The organism is Collinsella sp. AM36-4AA (assembly GCF_003467795.1).
In the GTDB taxonomy this organism is placed as follows: Bacteria; Actinomycetota; Coriobacteriia; order Coriobacteriales; family Coriobacteriaceae; genus Collinsella.
The window spans coordinates 1-1,873 of the sequence record NZ_QSHS01000054.1; the positions used below are offsets into that span (position 1 = coordinate 1).

General features: G+C 54.8%; 1 protein-coding gene. It reads left to right on the plus strand.

Annotated elements, in window-relative coordinates; genetic code table 11:
- Positions 1–163 precede the first annotated feature (163 nt).
- Positions 164–1,288, plus strand: coding sequence for an aminotransferase (locus DW850_RS10005; RefSeq protein WP_117786967.1), 1,125 nt, complete (start codon positions 164–166; stop codon positions 1,286–1,288).
- Positions 1,289–1,873: the final 585 nt, after the last annotated feature.

Consider the following 1,873-nt stretch of genomic DNA (forward strand, 5'->3'; position numbering starts at 1 on the left):
CATGCCCTTCTGGCGCGAGGACCTCTAAGGTTTTCAAAGACCCGTACAGGTCTTACTACAAACATCTAGCTGCCATTAGATGTCTCCCATTGGGGCGGTGCGGATCTTTCGCACCGCCCCATTCATGTTTAATGACGCTAAATGAAGATCAGATAAGGTGGCCATGGATATCAAGACAATCGGTGTTGAGGAATGGCTCAACGTTTGGGAGAAGAGTGCTACCTGGGATATCGCTCAGTCGACGATCTCGTCGCTGACCATGGGCGAGCTTCGCGCACTGGACGAGCAGGACGGCGCCACGTTCTACGAGCGCCTGGATCGCGAGAAGATGAACTACGGCTGGATCGAGGGATCGCCGGAATTTAAGGCCGAGGTCGCCAAGCTGTATCGTCGCGATGTCAATCCCGATCACATTCTGCAGACCAATGGCTGCACGGGCGCCAACCTCAACGCCATCATGGCCGTTGTGGAGCCCGGCGATCACGTGATTGCCGAGTGGCCTACCTATGCGCCGCTCTACGAGATTCCGCGTACGCTGGGTGCCGAGGTCGAGTATTGGGAGCTCCGCGAGGAGCTCGGCTGGAAGCCCGATATCGATGAGCTCAAGCGCTTGGTGCGCCCAAACACCAAGCTCATCTGCATCAATAACGCATCGAACCCCATCGGTACGGTGCTCGATGCCGATATGCTCGGGCAGATTGCCGAGATTGCCCGTTCGGTGGGCGCCTACGTGCTGTGCGACGAGGTGTATCTGCCGCTCGAGAACACCGAGTCCTTTATGTCGATGGCCGACGTGTACGAGAAGGCCATTGTCACCAACTCGGTGTCCAAGACCTATTCGACGCCTGCGGCCCGCGTGGGCTGGGTCGTGGCCAACGAAGAGGTGTCCAACCGCATCCGCACATATCGCGACTACACCATGATCTGCGGCGGCGTGTTCAACGACGCCCTGGCGACCTACGTGCTCGAGCACAAGGACAAGATTCTCGAGCGCAACCGTAAGATCGTGTTTGGCAACCGCGATATCGCACAGGCTTGGATTGATACGCAGGACCGCGTCTCCTGGACGGCCCCGCAGGGCGTATCCACCTCGTTTATCCAGCTGGATATTCCCGAGGACGACGAGGAGTTCTGCAAGCGCCTGTTGGCCGAGAGGGGAGTGCTGCTGGTTCCTGGTAGCCGCTTTGAGCTTCCCTGCGGCGCACGCCTGGGCTACTGCGCGAGCGAAGACGTTCTCCGCGAGGGCCTGAGGCTTCTGGGCGAGGCACTGGCCGAGTTCGATCGTTAGCCCCTTGAGGTTTTCGAGGGCCTAAACCTTTCTGGGCCCTAGATGTACCGAATGCAGACCCGCTCCCTTTGGGGGAGCGGGTCTGTTTATCTTTACCGCCAAAAAAGTCAACTTGTTACAAATGGAGGCGAAAAGCAGGCGGTGTATTCGATGGGCCTTATACTGAGCTTCCGGTGAACGGTATCCAACGTCTGGTAAACGGTAGCCTGGTTGCTAAAAATGAATAGGACGAACTTTTTTCTGAATAAAAATCAAAATGGTTGAGACGTAGCAAGAATTGCGAATTCTATTCATACCTTTGCGTGAAATATGCAAATCGAGGGTGGTTTAAGAAAGATTAGTTCCAATTGATTTTCCGGTTAAAAAAGCGTTTAAGCACGTAGATACACTTTATTAAGTCAAAGTGTACCATGCGTGAAGTATATGTGTATGCCGTTCACCCCTCATAAAAAACCGTTCGGGGGCAAGGTGGAAGTATGGGCTGATTTTGGATATAAATATGTCGTCAGCAATAACGCCTCACACGGAGGGGCGCTAACGAATCGGCCCTGACAAGGGCCCGAAAGAAAGGTAGGAGGCCATGAC

Bases quoted from the DNA above. Each gene is read 5' to 3' on its own strand.
- DW850_RS10005 (WP_117786967.1), top strand. From the start codon at position 164: ATGGATATCAAGACAATCGGTGTTGAGGAATGGCTCAACGTTTGGGAG.